Genomic DNA, 20,351 nt, shown 5'->3' on the forward strand with positions numbered 1-20,351 from the left:
GCACCTAATTAGATAGCCAATTTATCCAGCTTACGCCGCCAACCGTAGACGCCGTTGACCAACGCTCTCGATATCAGAACCGCGCTGAACATGGAGGTCAAAATACCGATGCACAGCACCAGCGCAAAACCGCGGATGGGGCCCGAGCCCAGCATGAACAACGCGATGCCGGCAATCAAGGTGGTGATATTGGAATCCAAAATGGTCGCAAACGCTCGCTCATAGCCGGCATAAATGGCGGCATGCGGCGACATCCCGATTCTAAGCTCCTCGCGAATCCGTTCGTTGATCAGCACATTGGCGTCGATGGCCATGCCCACCGTCAGCGCAATCCCCGCCATGCCCGGCAGCGTCAGCGTGGCCTGCAGCAAGGACAGCACCGCAACCAGCAGCAACACGTTCACCCCCAAGGCGACGACGGAAAAAACTCCGAACAAACGGTAATAGGCAATCATGAACAGCATGATCGCTATGAAGCCGTAGACATTGGAATTGATACCCTTGCTGATATTTTCCTGACCCAGGCTGGGGCCGACCGTACGCTCTTCGACGATGTCGACCGGCGCAGCCAAGGATCCCGCTCTGAGCAGCAACGCCAAATTGCGCGCCTCGCCCGGGCCGTCGAGGCCGGTGGTTTGGAAGCGCTTGCTGAACACGCCCTGGATCGTCGCGACGCTGATCACTTTTTCGACCTTTTGTTTAGTCCGGATTTTCTGGCCGTCGACCACTTTGGTATCAACCTTATATTCGATGAACACGACCGCCATCGGCTTGCCGACGTTGTCCTGAGTCACCTTGCCCATCTTCGACGCACCGGCGCCGTTCAGGGTAATAAATACTGCAGGGCGGCCGTCCTGGTCCATACCGGAAGACGCATCGACAATCTGGTCGCCGGTCACGATGATCCTGCGATCCAGCAGGATCGGATTGCCGCTCTTCTCGTAATACAAACGGCTGCCGGCCGGCACATGGCCTTCGACCGCATTCTGCACGTCATGCTCGGTATCGACCAGGCGGTATTCCAGCGTGGCGGTCGTGCCGAGAATTTCCTTCGCGCGGGCGGTATCCTGCACGCCGGGCAACTGCACGACGATCCGGTTTTCCCCCTGCTGCTGGATCACGGGCTCCGCAACGCCCAGTTCATTGACCCGGTTACGCAGGGTTGTAATGTTCTGGCCGACCGCATTCTTTTTGATTTCACGCACTTCTTTTTCGGACATTGCCAGCAGGATTTGATCCTGAGCATCGGTATCCATGATATCCAGTCCCGGAAAATCACGCGCCAACAAACCCGCAGCCGCGGCGCGGTCATCCGCCGAATTCAATTTCACCTTGATCCGAACACCTTCCTTACTGACCGCTTGATAACGTATTTTTGCTTCCCTGAGCGCCTGGCGCACGTCGTCGTTATAACGGTCTTCGGCCTGCTTGACCGCCGCATCCATATCCACTTCCATCAGGAAATGCACCCCGCCGCGCAAGTCGAGGCCGAGATACATCGCCTTTGCGCCCAATGCGTCGAGCCAAGTCGGCGTCGCGGGCGCCAGATTCAGCGCAACCGTGTAATTGTCGCCCATTTGATCCCTCAGCAAATCCGCGACCTTGATCTGGTCGTCGGTATTGCCGAACCGCGCGAGCACCCGGTCGTTCTTGTATTCGAACGCCTTGACCGCCACACCGGCCGCCTTGATTGCGGACTCGATCTTATTGGCCTGCTCCAGGTCCAGTTTCTCCGAATGCTGCGGCGAAACCTGCACGGAAGGATCGTTGCCGTACAGGTTCGGCAACGCGTAAATCGCCGAAACGAAGAATACGGCCAGGATTAAAATATTTTTCCAGAGCGGATAATGGTTTTGCATGCTGAATCATTCCAGTTATTGAATCGCCTCTTGCTAGTCGAAAGGAACCGACACGCCGGGGCGCACCCAATTAGGGCTTATTGGTGGAAATCTTTTTGGTAATCGCCTTATAGGTGCCCTTCGGCATGATGCTTTCAATACTTTGCCGTTGCACCTGAATGAACGTATTCTCGGAAACCTCGATCTTGACGAAATTCTCGTCCAGATCGACAACCTTGCCCAAAATGCCGCCGGCAGTGACCACTTCGGCGCCTTTCTGCATTTTGGCGAGCATTTCTTTCTTTTCCTTAGCCCGTTTCGATTGAGGACGCAGAAACATGAAATAGAAAAACACCAGGATGGCCAGCGGAAACAGCATGCCCTCGATGCCGGGCGCCTGCTGCGCGGCGGGGGCGGCGGCCATCGCGTCGGAAATAAAGAAACTCATGATTTTCCTCGAAAAAATTATTATATTAATGATAAATCGCCGTATTATGCCATATCCGGCGCCACTTTGCCTCGTTGGCGGTAAAATTCGCGGATAAAACGATCGAAATCCCGATTTTCGATCGCCTCGCGGATTTCGCGCATCAGGCTCAGGTAATAATAAAGGTTGTGGATCGTATTCAGCCTGGAACCGAGCATTTCCCCGCATTTGTCGAGATGGCGCAGATACGCGCGCGAATAGTTCCGGCAGGTGTAGCAACCGCAGGCTTCGTCGAGCGGCCGGGTATCGGCCTGATACTGGCTGTTGCGGATCTTGATCACGCCGAAACGGGTAAACAGATGACCGTTCCGCGCATTGCGGGTCGGCATCACGCAATCGAACATGTCGACACCCCGCCGGACCGCTTCGACCAGATCTTCGGGGGTACCGACGCCCATCAGGTAACGCGGCTTGTCAACCGGCATCTGCGGCGCAATAAAATCCAGCGTCGCCAGCATTTCTTCCTTGGGCTCGCCGACCGACAGGCCGCCGATCGCATAGCCGTCGAAGCCGATATCGACCAACCCGGCCAGCGATTCGCGGCGCAGATGCTCGTACATGCCGCCTTGCACGATCCCGAACAAGGCGGACGGATTGTCGCCGTGCGCCTGCTTGCTGCGTGCGGCCCAGCGCAGCGACAACCGCATCGAATCGGCCGCCTGCTGCACGGTCGCGGGATATGGCGTGCATTCATCGAAGATCATCACGATATCGGAGCCCAGGTCCATCTGCACCCGCATCGACTCTTCCGGACCCATGAAAATCTTGCTGCCGTCGACCGGCGAACGGAACGTCACGCCCTGCTCGGTGATCTTGCGCAACGCGCCGAGGCTGAATACCTGAAAGCCGCCGGAATCGGTCAGGATCGGCCTATCCCAGCGCATGAATTCGTGCAGGCTGCCGTGCGTCTTGATTACGTCCATGCCGGGCCGGAGCATCAGGTGGAAAGTATTGCCGAGAATGATCTGTGCGCCGAGTCCGGCCAGATCTTCCGGGGTGAGCGATTTGACGGCGCCGTAGGTGCCGACCGGCATGAAGATCGGCGTTTCGACCGCGCCGCGCGCAAAGGTCAATTGACCGCGGCGGGCCGCGCCGTTGGTAGCGATTAAATTGAATTCCATGAAAAAAGACGGGTGCGAATGAATAGCGGGGGATTCCCCCAATGAAGAAAACCCGCCAGTATATCGGAATTCGCTCCATTCTTGATGGAGAATAAGCAAATTCCGCAGGGCGATCGCGCTATATATAAAAACCGTCATTCCGGCAGGGATTGCCGGAATCCAGTTTACAGGGAAGTAAAATCTACCCACAATACGGGGGATTGTTAGCTTAAAAACACCCCAAACTGCTCTGGAATGCCATCCGTGGCATCTGGATTCCGGCAATCCCTGCCGGAATGACGAGCATTCAGTGCATAGCGCGATCGCCCTGGCAAATTCCGCCCCCCCTCCCTCCCTTAGCCGGAACGGGGTTGGCAAGCCCGTCCTTAACCCTTTTTGACGGCGAGACTGGATTCAAACGTAGAATGCTGCGGACGGGGCAACATGCCTCGTCCGGCGGGCAGGCCCCGCAACCCGGCGGAAATCACGAACCGCCGCTCTTTTCAGCCGGCAAGGATCCGAGCAATACGACCTTTTCGGCCGGACCGGCTTCCACCAGCTGAGTCGTTTGCCGCTCCCTGCGCTGCTCGTCATCGCGGCTGGCCAGCGTACTCCGCAGTTTGAGCAGGTTCTTCAATGCGTTGTACCAAAACGGCGCGCCGAGACTCAACAGCATTACCGTAAAGGCGATACCGAACGGACTGACCGAGGCCCAATTGTTTTTCCAGTCGCCCCACGATTTCGGAATATTCAGAATGCCGAGCTGCAACAACTGACGGATGTCTTCTTTATTCTGCCCGGAAAGCTGATGCAGCGCATCCGGAGCCTCGCCCATCCCCTCGCCCGACTGCATGGCCTGTTGCACCAGCGAATTTCTGAGGTCGGCATCGATCGACAGGCGATTGATCAGCTGAATCGTATCCAGTTGAACGGCACAGGCCACGACCAGCGAGCAAGTCACGGTGATGATCCGCGTGGAAACCGTAAAGCGCTCGCCGACGCGGTCGATCGTCTGGTCGAACCAGGTATTGATCTTGGCGACGAGTTGCCCTTTCGCGGTTTCCAGCAACGCGATGCTCTGCCGGACATTCGCTGCCAGTTCGGGTTTATCGATCTCCAGTTGCAGCGCGAGCAGGCGGGTATTTTCGAGTACCGCCTTCGGATCGCTGATACCGTTTTTCTCCAGCAAGGCGGTCAGCCTTCCCCGCGCCTCGCCGCCCAGGCGTTCGAGGATTTCTTTCGGCGCATTCCCGGACGCCAGATCCATCAGCATCTTGGTGAATTCTTCGCGGTGTATGGTGGAACCGTAGCGCCGCATGCCGTTGCGGATCATCGGATGCATCAAAATCGTTCCGGCGATTTGGCGCGCGACTTCTTCCTTGATATCGGGATCGATCTGCTGGAGCAGATGCGCCAGACCGAATAACAGGTGCCGACCCCGGCTGTTCAATATGCCGGTCACGAATTGCGCCAGCACGGTTACCGCCATGCTGGCGAGCAACATGATTTCCGATAGGCCGAGTAGAATATCGATCGATACCAGCATAAAAATTCTCCTTCTATGTTTACGGTTGCGGGAACGGATGCCCAATGTCATTAAGTTAAGACCAAAACGTCATTCCGGCAGGGACTGCCGGAATCCAGAAGCCAGGGATGGCAAGCGCTAATACATCCTTGTACCCTGGATCTCGGCAATCCCTGCCGAGATGACGGCTAAACGTAACGACATTGAACGGATGCCTAGCGCGCAGGAATTGCCGCCCGCAGCTAGCGCATAAAATTAGTCGACATAACAAAAATCTAATCGCCGTGGAAATGACCTGTCAAGACTTTAATATTCGGGCAGAGCATGACTTTTGGGGAAAGAATATGCAATAATCACGTCTTTATTAAAGCAAGCCGGAAGGATGCGCCGAATCCGGCAACCCTGTCTTTTGCGAAATTCGAAGATTTTTTTACAGTGACGGCGTTCGCGCCAACCCTCGCTGCAGCGCCGCAGAACAGTAACATTCCTGCTCGAAGATTCCCTATTCAGTGTCCGAACCATTTTTACATCAAATCATCGCAATCGCCAAAGCTGCCGGTCAAGGCATTATGACCGTCTACAACCAGCCGGGCGGTGAAATCGTACTGAAAGCCGACCAGTCACCGCTAACCGAAGCCGACCTGCTGTCGAATCGGATCATTGTCGACGGATTGGCGCGGCTGACGCCCGATATCCCGGTACTTTCCGAGGAATCCGCGGAGATTCCGTATCAACAGCGCGCCGCCTGGCAGCGTTTCTGGCTGGTCGATCCGCTCGACGGCACCAAGGAATTCATCAAGCGCAACGGCGAATTTACCGTCAATATCGCCCTGGTCGAACAGGGCCGGCCGATACTCGGCGTCGTGCATGCGCCGGCGCTGGACGTGTGTTATGCGGGCGCCGCCGGCACGGGCGCATTTGTCGAACGCGGACAGCATCGGGCGAAACCCATTCAGGTCTGCCTCCGCAGCGCGCAAGACACTCTGAAAATCGTCGCCAGCCGTTCGCACCGCGACGCCCGCACGACCGCCCTGCTCGACCATTTGGGACCGCACGAATGCATCACGATGGGCAGTTCGTTGAAGTTCTGCCTGGTCGCCGAAGGCAGCGCGCATTTCTACCCGCGCCTGGGCCCGACCATGGAATGGGACACCGCCGCCGCGCACGCGGTGGTCGATGCGGCCGGCGGAAAAGTCTGCGACCTCTCCGGTACCCCGCTGCGTTACAACAAGGCCGATTTGCACAACCCGGAGTTTTTCGTATTGGCTGACACCGACCGCGCCCTCCTCAGCGCCGTTCAGAACTGTTTATGAGCGAATCCCGGCAACCGCAAGCTTCAACCAATGTGGTCTGGCACCATGCCACCGTTACCCGCGCCCGCCGCGAGCAGTTGAACGGCCACCGCGGCGCGATCATCTGGTTTACCGGACTGTCCGGCGCCGGCAAATCGACCCTGGCTCACGCGGTCGAGGAAAAACTGCATCAGATGGGCTGCCGGACCTTCGTGCTGGACGGCGACAACGTCCGCCACGGGCTCTGCGGTGATCTGGGCTTTTCCGCAAAAGACCGGGAGGAAAATATCCGCCGGGTCGGCGAAGTGGCAAAGCTGTTCCTGGAAGCCGGCGTGATCGTGCTGACTGCATTCATCTCGCCGTACAAGGCCGACCGTGAGCGCGTACGCGGCATGGTCGAACGCGGTGGTTTCATGGAAATCTTTTGCGACAGTCCGATAGAGGTTTGCGAGGCCAGAGACGTGAAAGGCCTCTATCAAAAAGCCCGCGCCGGCCAGATTGCGGAATTTACCGGCATTTCGTCCCCGTATGAAACGCCGGTAAATCCCGAACTGACGCTCGATACCGGCAAGCTCGATTTGGACACCTCGGTGCAATACGTGATTGAAGCGATGTTGCAGCGGCGAATGATCACCGGTCATTGATTTTCCGGTTTCAGGATAATCATCAGCTATGGCCTTAAAAACAGCCACCTATCGTCCGGATATAGACGGCTTGCGAGCGATTGCGATACTTTCCGTCACGGCCTATCACCTCGACATCAGTCCCTTCGGCGGCGGTTACGTCGGCGTCGACGTCTTTTTCGTCATTTCAGGTTACCTGATTACCCGGATTATTTACCGGGACATCCGGAACCGGTCTTTTTCGTACGTCGATTTTTACGAAAGAAGGATTCGCCGGATTTTTCCCGCCTTGTTCGCCGTTTTCTTCTTTTCGTCGGCGTTTGCTTATTGCATTTTCCTGCCCAAGGATTTCCAGACTTTTTTCCAAAGCCTGGTCGCCGCCACCCTGTTCGCATCGAACCTGTTATTCTGGAAAACGGCCGGCTATTTCGATGCAGCGGCGGAATTGAAGCCTCTGCTGCATACCTGGTCGTTATCGATCGAAGAGCAGTTTTACCTGTTTTATCCGTTCCTGCTCTTTCTCGTTACCCGGCTTTCCTTGCGATGGGCCTTTGCCGTTTTAGTCGCGGCAACCTGCATTTCCCTCTTCCTGAGCGAATATTTTCTGCATGGACAATCGCCTTCGGTCTTTTACCTGCTGCACTTTCGCGCCTGGGAACTGTTGACGGGGGCTTTGCTGGCGCTCGAAGTCATCCCGCCTCTCGGTTCGCGGCCCGTAAAAGAGGCATTTTCGCTTATGGGATTAAGCGCGATCGGCTACGGCATCTTCGCATTCAACGACCAGACGCTCTTTCCCGGAGCCAAGGCGCTGTTTCCCTGCCTCGGTACGGCCTTGATCATTTATGCCGATTCGCACGGCCGAACCGTCGTCGGCCGTTTGCTGGGCAGCAAACCGGCGGTAGCCGTCGGATTGGTCTCCTATTCCTTATACCTTTGGCATTGGCCTCTCATCGTCTTTGCAAAATATTACGCAATACGGCCATTCACCATTCATGAAAAACTTGTGCTATTGCTAACTTCATGTGTGTTGGCAGGTTTGTCGTGGAAATATATCGAAAGGCCATTTCGAGGAAAAAGCGGCCTCTTCTCCCAAAAACAGCTTTTCGGGGGCGCCGGAGCCATGATGACAGGCTTCGTTTCCATCGGATTAGCCGGCCATCTCAACAAAGGTTTTCCGGGGCGGCTGCCGGAAGACATCGTCAGATTGGCCGAAGCGGCATATCAAGTCAGACAAGTGGACGGCAGTTGCATCGACGTTTCGTCAAAACGGCTCGCCAGCGGACAAACCTGTAAAATCGGCAAAATCGCTTCGGATAATATCAGCTTCATCGTCTGGGGCGATTCGCATGCATTCTCGATGGCCGAATCGATACACCTCGCCGCCGAAAAAAAAGGGCTGACAGGCTTATTATATTCGCACAGCAGTTGTCCGCCTCTGCTCGATGTCGAACGTTTCAATGCCTTCGAACGCGGCTGCCGCGAGTTTAACGAGTCGGTCAAACAGTGGCTGGAAAAAAACCCGAATATCCGCACCGTTTTCCTGGTCGCGCGCTGGGCCATATCGGCGGAAGGGACAAGATACGGAACCGAGCAGGGCCGGCCGGTCGTAATCTCTCCGGAGGGCATCAAAGGCAACCCGCGGACTTTGAAGAACGGTCTGGAAAAAACCCTGCGTTTTTTAACCGATCGAGGGATCCGGGCGGTTTTCGTCAACCAAGTCCCCGAAATCGGCTGGAATGTACCGTCGACGCTGGCAAGAGAGCGCTTATTCGGACATAACGTATCCGGGGCGGCGCCTACCCTCGAAGATTACCGAAAACGGCAGTTCAAGATGAGCAGGATCGTTGACGAACTGGATCCGCTTTATTCGTTCAAAGTCGTGGACGTCGCCTCCGCGCTCTGCGCCCGGACGCGTTGCCTGATGGAGAAAGACGGCTATTCGCTGTACAAGGATGACGACCACTTGAGCATCTACGGTGCCTCCTTCCTGTCCGACCTGTTCTCAGACTTTTTTCAAGAAATCCCTCCCGGCCTCCCTGGATGAAAACGCTCACCTCTTCAAAAGACCTGGCAATCAACGGCGCACCTCCCTGTTTTACCGCCCCCCTGCATGTGGGGCGCCCGAACATCGGCAGTCGGGAAGATTTTATGAAATTGGCGTCGGACATTTTCGAACGCCGCTGGCTCAGCAATAACGGCCCGCTGGTGCAGGAACTGGAAAAGCGGATTGCCGATTTCCTGGGCGTAAAGCACTGCGTCGCGATCTGCAACGGCACCGTCGCGCTGGAAATCGCAATCAGGGCGCTAGAGCTTGAAGGCGAAGTGATCGTGCCGTCCTATACCTTCATCGCGACCGCGCATGCGTTGCAATGGCAGGCCATCACCCCGGTTTTCGCCGATATCGATCCGAAAACCCATGCGCTGGATCCAGCAGCGGTGCGACGGATGATCACGCCGAAGACGACGGGCATCATCGGCGTCCATCTCTGGGGCAATACCGCGCCGATTGAAGAACTTCAAGAAATCGCCGACGAGTTCAGGCTCAACCTGCTGTTCGATGCGGCGCATGCCTTTGCCTGTTCGCACCGCGGGCAAATGATCGGCAATTTCGGACGCTGCGAAGTATTCAGCTTCCATGCGACCAAATTCTTCAATACCTTCGAAGGCGGCGCGGTGGCCACGAACGACGATGCGCTGGCCGAAACGATGCGGCTGATGCGCAATTTCGGTTTTGCCGGTTTCGACAATGTCGTCTATTCCGGCACCAACGGCAAGATGATCGAAATCGCCGCGGCGATGGGACTGGTCAATCTGGATGCGATCGAGGGAGTCATCGAAATCAACCGCCGTAATTATGAACATTACCGGCAGGAACTCGCCGGACTGCCGGGCATCACTCTGCTCGGTTTCGACGAGAGCGAACGGAGGAATTTTCAATACGTGGTCATCGAAGTCGGCACGGGCTGCCCCGTCAATCGTGATAGAATCATCGAAACGCTTCATGCCGAAAATGTCCTGGCACGCAAATATTTCTGGCCGGGCTGCCATCAAATGAAGCCTTACCGCGATCTTTACCCGGATGCCGGCTTGTCGCTGCCGAATACGATCACCGTGGCGGACAAAGTCATTGTGCTGCCGACCGGCACCGCGGTCGACGAACAAGACATCATCGCCATCTGCGCGATCATACGGATATTGATAGCGGGCCAATAAATGGAATTGATACGATTTACCAAGACTTTTTTACTGAACGAGCTCATCGCGCTGGCAAAAAAGACCGTAGGCCCGGATGTTCTGTTCGAAACCCGGACCGGCAGTGAGGACGATCGGCCGGTTTTGGGCGTCACCAACGGGCGCAGCGCCGCATCCGGCGCTTTGTGCTTCGTAGACCGGCCTCCGCCGCCCGAGTCGCTGGCTAAACTGGAATCGGCCGTCGTGATGACCAATCGGCAAATTGCCCCGTTATTACCCGGCTGCCCGTTGATCGTCACCGAAGATCCGCGCGCGATGTTTATCGACTGCCTCGAACGCATCCGCACGGCCCGGGGCTTTGCGCCGTTTTCGTCCCTCATCGAGGCGGCTCCCGGCATTCATCCCAATGCCCGTATCCATCCCGGCGCGGTGATCGAAGAAGGCGTCTCTATCGGCGACGGAACCCAAGTCGCCGCCGGTTGCGTGATCAAGCAAGGCGCGTCCATCGGCAACGCGGTCACGATCCGCGAAAATACGGTAATCGGCACCGACGGCATTGCCCTGTACAAGGCGGAAGACGGCCGCGTACTCCGCTTTCCGCATCTTGCGGGCGTCATCATCGGGGACCATGCCGAAATCGGCGCTTCCTGCGTGATCTCGCGGGGCGTATTGAATGCCACCCGGGTCGGGCGGGACGCGGTGATCGGCAACCTGTCCAATGTAGGCCATGCCGCGCAAATCGGAGACAAGGTTTGGATGTCGGTCGGCTGCATGATAGGAGGCAATACGGCCATCGGCGAGCGGAGCACCTTGGGCCTGGGCGTCTGCGTCCGCGATAACTTAGATGTGGGCAGGGACTGCTCGATCGGCATGGGATCGGTCGTAGTGAACGACATGCCCGACAACCATTCGGTTTTCGGGAACCCGGCGCGCCGCCTGCCCGACGTTAAAGCGGGCCCCGATCGATAAACCTCATCCGGAAGCATTTATCATGCAGATCAGACAAGTCGAATTTCAATTCAAAGGCGCCCGGAACTATATCCAGGGGCCCGACCTTTTCAATGCGATGGTGGATCTGGGGTATCCGCCCGAAGATTTGCGGAATATTCGTTTTCTCGCCCATCAATTCGTCAGCTCGCCGGTTTGCGCGCTTTATTCGACGAACGATAAGGAGGAATTGAGCCGCATTCCGGACATCCATGCACGCTGCCAGCTTGAAGCCGGCGGCGTCCCCTACTGGATAGCGCTCAAGCCGCTCACGGCCGAGGACTCCGGCAAACGCGGCGATTATGATGAAGACAGCCTGATCGCCTTATGCCGATGGCAGGGAGAGACGATCAGCCTGACCCGGCCCAGCCCTTTCACCTTCATCGAAACCGTCGTGTCGATGAACAAGCACATGCATCAGCGATTGTTTCCCGATGCGGCGGGCAAATGGATCTTCACGCGCATCGACCTCGATGTGGGCTGTGCGGAGCGCCAACATCTGGAATTGCACTTCAAACACAACATGAACTACCGCCTGACCAAAAGCGAAATCCTGGCGAACGGGCAAAAACTCGGCAATCTTTATTTTTCCCTGGTGAAATCATGATTGGCATACAGGCGATCGGCACCTATATTCCCTCCGGACGGATCGACAACCGGCTGAAAACCGCAAAATTCGAAATCGACGAAACCTTTCTGACCGAAAAAACCGGCGCGCTGCGCAGCGCAGTCAAAGCCGAAGACGAGGATACTTCCGATTTATGCTGCAAAGCCTTCTACGATCTGCAGCAGAAAACCGGACTTCAGCCCGGCCGGATCGAATGCGCGGTCGTCTGCACCCAAAATCCGGACAACCGGGGCCTGCCGCATACCTCGGCCATCGTGCACGGCAAACTGGGCCTGCCCGAGTCGTGCGCGGTGTTCGACATATCGCTCGGCTGCTCCGGTTTCGTGTACGGCCTATCGGTGATCCAGGCCTTCATGCAGGCCAACGGTTTTACCACGGGCGTCCTGTTTACGGCCGACCCCTACTCGAAAATCGTGAATCCGGAGGATAAGAATACCAGTCTGCTGTTCGGGGACGGCGCCGCGGCGACGCTGATCGGTAACGACCCGGTCTGGACCACCGGCAAGTTTTTATTCGGCTCGCAAGGCAAGGAACACGCTTCCATTCGAATCGGCACCCCGGACGGCAAATTGGAGATGAACGGCAGGGCGGTCTTTTCGTTTTCCGCCACGGTCGTGCCGAAAAATATTCTGGCGATGCTTGAATCCAACCGCTTGACTGTAGAGGATATCGACCTGTTTGCGCTGCATCAGGGCAGCCGATATATCGTCGATACGATCAAAAAGAAACTCGCCGTCGAAGACCGCAAAGCGCCGTTTGTCGCGGCCGACTACGGGAATACCGTATCGTCCTCGATTCCGCTGATTTTAAGCGACCCTGGCAACGCTTCCTGCAGCACGGTCGTGATTGCCGGCTTCGGCGTCGGCTTGTCGTGGGCCAGTACGGTTTTATTTAAAGTGAATAAAGGAAAATAATCCATGCATGCAACTCAACAGGACATTATCTCGATCTTGGAAAATGCCGGCTTGTCGGCCGACGTTTCGGCGATTCAAGGAAACACGGACTTAATCAAGGAAGCCGGTATCGATTCCCTGGAAATGATGAGCGTGTATCTCGGCATCGAGGAAAAATTCGGCATTCATATTCCGGATCAGGATCTGGACCGGCTCGATACGATAGACAACATTATCCAATACCTGCAGAAGCTGCCTGAATAACTTCACTGCCCACCGATTCATCTGTTTTCCCCTCGATCTTCCCGGATGTCGGCATTCGAGCAAAAAATAACGCGCGGCGTGCTGTGGAGCGCCGTCGACGTACTGCTGCGGCAAGGGTCGCAATTCGTTATCCTGATCGTGATGGCGCGGATTTTGTCGCCCGAGGATTTCGGCACAATGGCTTTGCTCGCCCTATTCGTCGGCCTGGCCAACGTTTTCGTCGACGGAGGATTCGGTTCGGCATTGATCCAGAGGCAACGTATTACGCATACCGACGAGTCGACCGTCTTCTTTTTCAATTTGGGCATGGGGCTTATCGTGCTGCTGACGCTGTGCGCGCTCGCGCCTTATATCGCGCTGCTCTTCGATAAGCCGATCCTGCGCCCGCTCACCTACGTAATGGCGGCCAATGTGTTTATCAATGCGTTCGGGTCGATCCATACCACTTTGCTGACCAAGGAACTGAACCTCAAACTGGTCGCGAAGATAGGCGGGATAGCCTCCACCTTGTCGGGAGGGCTGGCCGTTTACCTGGCGCTTCAGGGATTCGGCGTGTGGAGCCTGGCGATCCAGACGGTTACAACCAGCCTGTTATCGGTTCTTCTGCTGTGGAAATGGCATGCCTGGCGGCCGCTGCGGACGTTCAGTCTGAGCTCCCTGCGTTCGTATTTCCGCTTCGGCGGCTACCTGCTGATCGTTTCTTTCGTCGACATTCTTCACACGAATCTGTATTCACTGCTGATCGGCAAGTTTTACCAGATTCGTGAAGTGGGTTTTTACGACCGGGCGCAAAAAACCCAGTTACTGCCGGTCAATTTCATCATGCTGGTGATCAATCGGGTGGCTTTTTCGACTTTTTCTTCCCTGGCGGAAGATAAGGAAAAACTGGCCCGGGCGTTCCGCAAAGCCCAGCGTCTGGTCATGTTCGTCAATATTCCGCTGGCGCTGATGATGATCGTGCTGGCGGAACCGATCATCCAGACCCTGTTCGGGGAAAAATGGCTGGCCAGCGCCCCAATTCTGCAGGTACTCGGCATCAGCGCCCTGCTATGGCCCATGCATATCCTGAATACGAACGTACTGATGGCGCAGGGAAGGTCCGATCTGTTTTTTAATATCATGCTGATAAAAAAAACCGTGTCGATCAGCCTGACCGTGATCGGCAGTTTTTACGGGATTATCGCGATCGCTTGGGCGCAAGTCGCGGCCTCCCTGTTTTCATTGGTCGTCAATGCCTATTACAGCCGGGTTTTTCTGAATTACGGCGTATTGAAACAGGTACGGGACCTGCTGCCCAGCCTGAGCCTCGGCGCATTCGCGGGTGCCTCGGTATGGCTGGCGTTGCGTCACTCCGACTTGGTTTATTATCTCGACCTGATACTCGGCATTTCGCTGGGCGGCCTGATTTATACCGCCATCGCTTATGCGGCCCGTATTAATACCCTTTCCGAAATTATCGGCTTGGTCAGAAGACGCAGCGAGCAAAGCTGACCGGAAAAAATGACCGGATGAATATGACAGGTTTTTTAAAGACTCAACTGGGGAAATGTCTTTTTTTCACAAGAAAAAAGATATTCTGCATCGGTGCGAACAAAACAGGCACGACCTCGATCGCCGAAGTTTTTCGCTCACTCGGACTCAGGGTCGGCGACCAGGGAAAGGCGGAGCTGCTGCTACACGACTGGGCGAAACGGGATTTTCGAAAAATTATCCGCTACTGCCGCCGGGCGGAAGCTTTCCAGGATATCCCTTTCAGTTATCCGGATACCTATCGCGCGCTCGATGCCGCCTATCCCGGCTCGAAATTTATTTTGACCGTACGCAATAATGCCGACGAGTGGTACGAGTCTTTAGTGCGTTTTCACAGCAAATTGGTCGGTAAAAGCCGCATTCCGACCGCCGCGGACCTTCGGGAATACGATTACCGCTATCCCGGCTTTCTCTGGGATGCACAGAAACTCCGCTATGGTGCAAACGAATCGTCGCTGTACGACCGCGAACTGTACACCCGCTGCTATGAAGAACATAACCGGGCGGTGATCGATTATTTCAAAGACAGGCCGGACGACCTGTTGGTGTTGGATATTTCCCAAGCCGATGCGATGGAAAAATTGCTGAACTTTTTGGGCTACCCTTATAACGGGCAAACGATGCCCCATGCCAACTCTTCGAAATAAAAAAGCGCCGCGGCTCTCTCCATCCCATCGATAATGATTTATTCGTGAACCCTTTCAGCATTGCCGAATTCAGAGAAAAAAAGCTGCCCGGCGAATCCGAAATCCGCTCATCGTGGACATCGGATCAGCCGCTCGTCAGTATCGTGTGCACGGCGTTCAACCACGAACGCTACATCGAGGACGCGATCCGGGGATTTTTGCTGCAAAAGACCGATTTCCCGTTCGAAATCGTCATTCACGACGATGCCTCTACCGATAACACGCGCCGTCTGATCGAACGTTATGCCGTTGCGTATCCGGAATTGATCAAACCGGTATTCCAAAGCGTCAACCAGTACCGGCTGGGCAAGAAGCCCATTCCTTTGGCGGTCGGCTACGCGAAGGCGCCGTATATCGCCATCTGCGAAGGCGATGATTTCTGGACCGACGACGCGAAACTGCAAAGCCAGCTGGACGAAATGCGCAAGCGCCCGGAATGCGGGATCAGTTTTCACGCCGCACGGGTATTGCATCCCGGCGGAGAATTAACGCCCGTTGCCGATTACGCGGACCAGCTATCGATCATTCCGGCGGAAACCCTTATTGCCGCGGACGGGGCTTTTTGCCCGACGGCCTCCCTGGTTTTAAAGCGTACACTATTCGAGCAATTGCCTGACTGGTTTTACCGAAGCGCGCCGGTAGGCGATTATTATTATCAGGTTTTCGGCGCCTTATCCGGGGGAGCCCTGTATTTGCCCACCGCAATGGCCGTTTACCGGTGTTTTACCGCGGGCTCCTGGAGCTCCTCTCTCGCCCGGAAAGACAGAAACGAGATTATTGCTCATGCCGAAAGAACGCTGGGCTGCCTTTCCGAGCTGGACCGCTGCACCGGTCATCGCTATTCCGCCAGCATCGATAAGGCCAAAGCGCGTCAAGCCTTCTCCGTTGCTGTGTTATTTCTCAAACAGAAATATCTGCAGGACGCCTTCGGCTTTATGAAAATCAGTTGGTCGTTAAGCCGCGCGCTTTTTGTCGGCCAACTGTGCGTTTTACTGAAAAACCGGATCCGTCGAGCCGTTTTCAACCGGTAAGGAAACGGCAAAAGGACGGGCCTGCGGCCATCTCAATCATTGGAACCACGCTTTTATAGATGAACAAGACCATCGCCATCACAGGCGCGAGCGGCTACATCGGAAGACATCTGATTGCCTCGCTGGCATCCTCCGAAGACATTCGGATCAAGGTGCTTGCCAGGCCGCAATCCGAAAAGCCGACCGCTGTAGAATGGCCCGAAAAGGTCGAGGTCGTTCAAGGCGATCTGAACGATGCGGACTCTCTGCAAGACCTGCTCGAGCCCGGCTGTACGGTGGTCAACCTGGTTTATCTATGGGATGCCGGCGAACAAGGCAATCTCCAAGTCATCCGCAATCTGCTCGATACCTGCGTTGCCGCCGGCATCGGCCGGCTGATCCATTGCAGCACCGCCGCGGTTTCCGGCCGCGTCGCGGACGACCGGATTACCGAGGAGACGCCTTGCCGGCCGATCACCGAATACGGGATTACCAAGCTGAAGGTCGAACAGGCGATTCTGGCCTCGGCGAAAGGCCGTTTCGACGCGGCCGTTATCCGCCCGACCGCCGTTTTCGGCCCCGGCGCGGAACCGTTGAAAAAACTGGCCGCCGATCTGCTGCACGGGAGCCGGTCGCGCAATTACCTGAAGTCCTGCCTTTTCGGACGGCGGCGGATGAATCTGGTCCATATCGACAACGCGGTTGCGGCCTTGGATTATCTAATCCGGTGCGAAAAACCGCTCAAGGACGAGGTCTTCATCGTGTCGGACGACGCCGCCCCGAACAATAACTTTGCCGACGTGGAGCGCTACTTGATCGATTCTCTCCGGGTACCCGATTATCCGCTGCCGAGGCTGCCGCTGCCGCTGGGCTTGCTGAGCCTGCTGCTGCGAGCCCTGGGCAGAAACAATATCAATCCGCGCTGCAATTATTCGCAAAACAAGCTCGAAGCCTTCGGCTTCAACAGTCCGGTCGATTTCGAAACGGGTCTGGCGAATTACGCGGCCTGGTACCGAACGCAGGCGCATAGCCGATCATGAAGATCCTGAACGTCAACTCATCCCTGAGCTCCGGGACAGGCGGCGGCACCGCCGAACGCACCTTCCAGATGAGCCGCTTCCTGGCGCTGGAAGGCATCGACTGCACGGTGCTGACCCTCGACAGCGGTCTGGATGCGGCCCGTATCGAAGCGCTGAAACCGGCTCGCCTGGTGGCTATTCCCCTGCTCTGGCCACGGTTCCATCTGCCGCGGATACGCTGGCGGACAATCAAGGCAGTGGTCGACGAGGCGGACATCGTACACCTGATGAACCATTGGGGCGTGCTGAATGCGATGGTTTATTGGGCCGCCCGCCGCGCCCGGAAACCTTATGTGGTCTGTCCGGCCGGGGCGCTGCCTCTATTCGGGCGCTCGAAGCCGTTGAAGCGGCTCTACAATCTGCTCGTCGGCCGGGCGATCGTCCGTCATGCCGCCGGCTGGATCGCGGTCACGGCGGCCGAATTCGCCCAGTTCGAAAGCTACGGCGTGCCGTCCGAACGGATCACGGTGATTCCGAACGGGGTTTGTCCGGAGGACTTTCCGACTGTCGATACCGCCGAATTCCGGCGCGCAAAAAAATTACCGGACGTACCGTTCATTCTGTTTATGGGCCGGCTCAGCCCGATCAAAGGCCCCGACCTGCTGCTGCAGGCGTTCGCTTCGCTGAAGGAGCGGATTCCCGATTACCATCTGGTTTTCGCCGGTCCCGACGAGGGCATGCAGGCCGGGCTTGAAGACGCGGCGCGTCAGGCCGGGATCGCGGAACGGGTGCATTTTCTGGGGCTGGTCGGCGGCCGGGACAAGGCGGCGGCCTACCGGGCGGCCCGCCTGCTCGCGGTGCCGTCCCGCCAGGAAGCGATGTCGATCGTCGTTTTGGAAGCGGGCATCTGCGGCGTTCCGGCCATGCTGACCGACCAGTGCGGGTTTTCCGAAATCGCCGCGATCGATCCGGGCCTGGAAACGCCCGCCACCGCCGAAGGCATCGCCGCCGGCCTGGAACGCCTGCTGCTGACTCCGGGCCTGCTCGACCGGAGTGCCGCGGAACTGCAGAAACTGGTCCGGCAAAAATACACCTGGCCCTATATCGTACAGGAGTACGTGAATCTGTACCGCATGATCTTACCGACACCAGCCGGCCCATGAAGATACTGCTCGTCAGCCAATACTTCTTCCCGGAAGCCTTCATCATCAACGATCTGGTCCGGCACCTGAATGATCTAGGCCACCAGGTGACCGTGCTGACCGGCAAGCCCAATTATCCGCAGGGAAAGATTTATGACGGTTACCGGCTTGGAGGCATTCAGCGCGAACGCTACGCCGAAGCGGTCGAAGTGATCCGCGTGCCGCTGTTGCCGCGCGGCAAAGGCGGCGGCCTGCGCCTGGCGGCCAATTACCTGTCGTTCGTGGTATCCGGACTGGTCCATGCACCCTGGCTGCTGCGCGGCAGGTCCTTCGATGCGATCCTGGTGTTTGCGATTTCGCCGATTACCCAGGCGATTCCGGCGATTCTGCTGAAATGGCTGAAAAGAGGGCATCTGGCGGTCTGGATACAGGATTTGTGGCCGGAAAGCGTCAGCGCCACCGGATTTATCCGCAATCCGTGGCTGTTGAAGATGATCGGCTGGCTCGTAAAAGGCATTTATGCGGGATCGGACACGCTTTTGATACAGTCGCGCGCTTTTACCGAACCGGTCGCACGTTATGCACGGAGAGACAAAATCGTTTATTATCCCAACTCTTTCGAGGATAAAAGCGAAACGGTTGCCGATGAGGCACTCGTGCCCGAACGTCTGCTCGATACGCTCGAAAGCGATTTTTGTCTGGTCTTTGCCGGCAATCTCGGCACCGCGCAGTCGCTCGGCACGCTGGTCGGCGCCGCGGAACGCCTTCGGCATCTTCCGGACCTGAAGCTGGTCATCGTCGGCAGCGGCAGCATGCAATCCTGGCTGGAACGGCAAAAAACCGAAAAAGCGCTAGACAATCTGCTGCTGGCGGGCCGCTTTCCGCCGGAAGCGATGGGACCGATCTTCCGCCGCGCCAAAGGCCTCTTAGTTACGTTGAAGCACGACGAGATTTTTTCCTGCGTGATTCCGAGCAAAATTCAAGCGTATCTCGCCGCCGGCCGGCCGATCATCGCCGCGCTGGACGGCGAAGGCGCGAAAGTGGTGGAAGAAGCCCGCGCAGGGCTTACCTGCCCGGCCGAAGATGCCGAAGCGCTGGCAGAGCGCATCCGGAAACTGTATGCGATGAACGATGCCGAGCGCGACGCGCTGGGCCGCTCCGGGCGCGCTTATTTTCTCGAACAGTTCGAAATGGCGGCGCAAACGCAGCGGTTGGTCGAAATTTTTAATCAAAGAATAAAGGAAATACGGAAATGAGCGGGAAAGTCCTGGTGCTCGGCGCCACCGGCATGCTCGGCAATGCGGTATTCAGGTATTTGTCGGGCGATCCCGGGCTGCAGGTCTGGGGTACGCTCCAGAGCCCTGCGGGCAGGCGTTTTTTTGCGGAGGCGTTGCAGCCTTATCTGCTCGCGAACGTGAATGTGCTCGATTTCGACACCCTGGTCGGCGCTTTCGAGAAAATCCGCCCAAACGTGGTGATCAATTGCATCGGCCTGATCAAGCAACTGGCGGATGCGAAAGACCCGCTGGCGGCCCTGCCGATCAACGCGATGCTGCCGCACCGGCTGGCGAAATTGTGCGCATTGTCCGGCGCGCGCCTGATCCATGTCAGCACCGACTGCGTCTTTTCCGGCCGCCAAGGCATGTACCTTGAAACCGATCCTTCCGATGCGGAGGACCTGTACGGCAAATCCAAATACATCGGCGAACTGCATGATGTGCCGGATGCAGTTACCCTACGCACCTCGATCATCGGCCGCGAACTGTCCGGCCATGTCGGCCTGGTCGACTGGTTCCTGTCTCAGGAAGGCCGCGTGAAAGGTTATCGGAATGCCGTCTTTTCGGGCTTGCCGACCGTCGAACTGGCCAGGATAATGCGCGATTTCGTGATTCCGAATCCGGAATTGTCCGGCCTGTATCACGTTTCGGCCGCGCCGATCGACAAATATGCGTTGCTGAAAGGGGTCGCCGAGGCCTATGGGAAAACGATCGAAATCGTACCGGACGACGCCGTACGCATCGACCGTTCGCTGGACTCGACGCGCTTCCGGCAAGCCGCGGGCTATGCCCCGCCCGCCTGGCCGGAACTGATTATGATGATGAAGAATTTTGGATGACGGAGTTTACCGGGCACAC

General features: G+C 56.8%; 19 protein-coding genes. 15 read left to right on the top strand and 4 right to left on the bottom strand.

The features are described from left to right. Positions 1-8 precede the first annotated feature (8 nt). The 4 genes from secD to JJL52_RS08425 form a co-directional block, all read right to left on the bottom strand. Positions 9-1,859, bottom strand: a complete 1,851-nt coding sequence (gene secD / locus JJL52_RS08410) for a protein translocase subunit SecD (protein ID WP_202051960.1) — start codon at positions 1,857-1,859, stop codon at positions 9-11. Between the two features lie 70 nt (positions 1,860-1,929). Beyond that, positions 1,930-2,286 carry a preprotein translocase subunit YajC gene (gene yajC / locus JJL52_RS08415; RefSeq protein ID WP_202051961.1) on the bottom strand — a complete coding sequence of 119 codons (357 nt, stop codon included), beginning with the start codon at positions 2,284-2,286 and terminating at the stop codon, positions 1,930-1,932. A gap of 44 nt (positions 2,287-2,330) precedes the next feature. After that, positions 2,331-3,446, bottom strand: a complete 1,116-nt coding sequence (gene tgt / locus JJL52_RS08420; RefSeq protein ID WP_202051962.1) for a tRNA guanosine(34) transglycosylase Tgt — start codon at positions 3,444-3,446, stop codon at positions 2,331-2,333. Positions 3,447-3,909: 463 nt separating this feature from the next. After that, positions 3,910-4,971 carry a hypothetical protein gene (locus JJL52_RS08425; protein ID WP_202051963.1) on the bottom strand — a complete coding sequence of 354 codons (1,062 nt, stop codon included), beginning with the start codon at positions 4,969-4,971 and terminating at the stop codon, positions 3,910-3,912. A gap of 488 nt (positions 4,972-5,459) precedes the next feature. Here JJL52_RS08425 and cysQ point away from each other — a divergent pair, with 488 nt between their 5' ends. From cysQ to JJL52_RS08500, 15 genes are read left to right on the top strand one after another with little or no spacing between them, the layout of a single operon-like run. Then, positions 5,460-6,263 carry a 3'(2'),5'-bisphosphate nucleotidase CysQ gene (gene cysQ, locus JJL52_RS08430; protein WP_202051964.1) on the top strand — a complete coding sequence of 268 codons (804 nt, stop codon included), beginning with the start codon at positions 5,460-5,462 and terminating at the stop codon, positions 6,261-6,263. After that, positions 6,260-6,886 carry an adenylyl-sulfate kinase gene (gene cysC, locus JJL52_RS08435; protein WP_202051965.1) on the top strand — a complete coding sequence of 209 codons (627 nt, stop codon included), beginning with the start codon at positions 6,260-6,262 and terminating at the stop codon, positions 6,884-6,886. Before cysQ ends, cysC begins: the two co-directional genes overlap by 4 nt. A gap of 28 nt (positions 6,887-6,914) precedes the next feature. Continuing rightward, positions 6,915-8,909 carry an acyltransferase family protein gene (locus tag JJL52_RS08440; RefSeq protein ID WP_202051966.1) on the top strand — a complete coding sequence of 665 codons (1,995 nt, stop codon included), beginning with the start codon at positions 6,915-6,917 and terminating at the stop codon, positions 8,907-8,909. Then, positions 8,906-10,078: a DegT/DnrJ/EryC1/StrS family aminotransferase gene (locus JJL52_RS08445; RefSeq protein WP_202051967.1), complete on the top strand. Its 1,173-nt coding sequence runs from the start codon at positions 8,906-8,908 to the stop codon at positions 10,076-10,078. The genes JJL52_RS08440 and JJL52_RS08445 overlap by 4 nt, the downstream gene beginning before the upstream one ends. Next, a complete protein-coding gene (locus JJL52_RS08450; RefSeq protein WP_202051968.1) occupies positions 10,079-11,026 on the top strand; it encodes a hypothetical protein in 948 nt (315 codons plus the stop codon). 22 nt (positions 11,027-11,048) lie between these two features. Further along, positions 11,049-11,651 (top strand): hypothetical protein, encoded by a 603-nt coding sequence (locus tag JJL52_RS08455; protein ID WP_202051969.1) that lies wholly within the window; start codon positions 11,049-11,051, stop codon positions 11,649-11,651. After that, positions 11,648-12,586: a ketoacyl-ACP synthase III gene (locus tag JJL52_RS08460; RefSeq protein WP_202051970.1), complete on the top strand. Its 939-nt coding sequence runs from the start codon at positions 11,648-11,650 to the stop codon at positions 12,584-12,586. Before JJL52_RS08455 ends, JJL52_RS08460 begins: the two co-directional genes overlap by 4 nt. 3 nt (positions 12,587-12,589) lie before the next feature. Further along, on the top strand, positions 12,590-12,829 hold the full coding sequence (locus tag JJL52_RS08465; RefSeq protein WP_202051971.1) for an acyl carrier protein: 240 nt from the start codon (positions 12,590-12,592) through the stop codon (positions 12,827-12,829). A gap of 45 nt (positions 12,830-12,874) precedes the next feature. Beyond that, positions 12,875-14,320 carry a lipopolysaccharide biosynthesis protein gene (locus tag JJL52_RS08470; protein WP_202051972.1) on the top strand — a complete coding sequence of 482 codons (1,446 nt, stop codon included), beginning with the start codon at positions 12,875-12,877 and terminating at the stop codon, positions 14,318-14,320. A 23-nt stretch (positions 14,321-14,343) separates the two neighbouring features. After that, complete coding sequence (locus JJL52_RS08475; RefSeq protein WP_202051973.1) at positions 14,344-15,006, top strand: sulfotransferase; 663 nt, start codon at positions 14,344-14,346, stop codon at positions 15,004-15,006. A 44-nt stretch (positions 15,007-15,050) separates the two neighbouring features. Beyond that, a complete protein-coding gene (locus tag JJL52_RS08480) occupies positions 15,051-16,076 on the top strand; it encodes a glycosyltransferase (protein WP_202051974.1) in 1,026 nt (341 codons plus the stop codon). Positions 16,077-16,135: 59 nt separating this feature from the next. Next, positions 16,136-17,095: an NAD-dependent epimerase/dehydratase family protein gene (locus tag JJL52_RS08485; RefSeq protein ID WP_202051975.1), complete on the top strand. Its 960-nt coding sequence runs from the start codon at positions 16,136-16,138 to the stop codon at positions 17,093-17,095. After that, a complete protein-coding gene (locus JJL52_RS08490) occupies positions 17,092-18,237 on the top strand; it encodes a glycosyltransferase (protein WP_202051976.1) in 1,146 nt (381 codons plus the stop codon). The genes JJL52_RS08485 and JJL52_RS08490 overlap by 4 nt, the downstream gene beginning before the upstream one ends. Then, positions 18,234-19,472 carry a glycosyltransferase family 4 protein gene (locus tag JJL52_RS08495; protein ID WP_202051977.1) on the top strand — a complete coding sequence of 413 codons (1,239 nt, stop codon included), beginning with the start codon at positions 18,234-18,236 and terminating at the stop codon, positions 19,470-19,472. Before JJL52_RS08490 ends, JJL52_RS08495 begins: the two co-directional genes overlap by 4 nt. Next, positions 19,469-20,332, top strand: coding sequence for a dTDP-4-dehydrorhamnose reductase family protein (locus JJL52_RS08500; RefSeq protein ID WP_202051978.1), 864 nt, complete (start codon positions 19,469-19,471; stop codon positions 20,330-20,332). Before JJL52_RS08495 ends, JJL52_RS08500 begins: the two co-directional genes overlap by 4 nt. Positions 20,333-20,351: the final 19 nt, after the last annotated feature.

This window comes from Candidatus Methylomicrobium oryzae, from assembly GCF_016745425.1.
Lineage (GTDB): Bacteria > Pseudomonadota > Gammaproteobacteria > Methylococcales > Methylomonadaceae > Methylomicrobium > Methylomicrobium oryzae.